We start from the raw sequence: 572 nt of genomic DNA on the forward strand, positions 1-572 counted from the left end.
TGGCGACCCGGAACGGGCTCGAACCGTCGACCTCTAGCGTGACAGGCTAGCGTTCTAACCAACTGAACTACCGGGCCATTTTTGGCTCGACACTGGAGCATTATATCACATACAACTCATGTTGTAAAGATTTTTATGGCAGGGGCAGAAGGATTCGAACCCTCGGCACGCGGTTTTGGAGACCGCTGCTCTACCAGCTGAGCTATACCCCTAAATCGCTTGAGGCATACCCTTCAGGCGACGACCATAGTGGTGGGCCTTCGGGGACTCGAACCCGGGACCGATCGGTTATGAGCCGACTGCTCTAACCAACTGAGCTAAAGGCCCGTGCCGGCTTGCTTTTAGAGAAGTATTGCCGCCACGCCGAGTGGCGGCAATACAGTGGCTCCCCCAGTTGGACTCGAACCAACGACACCGCGGTTAACAGCCGCGTGCTCTACCGACTGAGCTATGGAGGAATGTTTCAGGCCCCAGCTCTATTGAGCTAAGACCTGTGTTGGCGCTACCTATTTTCCCGGGCCGTTGCCAGCCAAGTATTGTCGGCAGAGACGAGCTTAACTACCGTGTTCGGA

General features: G+C 55.8%; 4 tRNA genes. All 4 read right to left on the reverse strand.

From position 1 onward, the window contains the following. Positions 1-77, reverse strand: a tRNA-Asp gene (locus tag JQM68_RS13640). A 59-nt stretch (positions 78-136) separates the two neighbouring features. After that, positions 137-212, reverse strand: a tRNA-Trp gene (locus tag JQM68_RS13645). Between the two features lie 38 nt (positions 213-250). Next, positions 251-327 (reverse strand) — tRNA-Ile (locus JQM68_RS13650). A gap of 55 nt (positions 328-382) precedes the next feature. Next, positions 383-458: transfer RNA gene (locus JQM68_RS13655), tRNA-Asn, on the reverse strand. Positions 459-572 lie beyond the last annotated feature (114 nt).

The organism is Oscillibacter valericigenes (assembly GCF_021531435.1).
GTDB lineage: Bacteria > Bacillota > Clostridia > Oscillospirales > Oscillospiraceae > Oscillibacter > Oscillibacter valericigenes_B.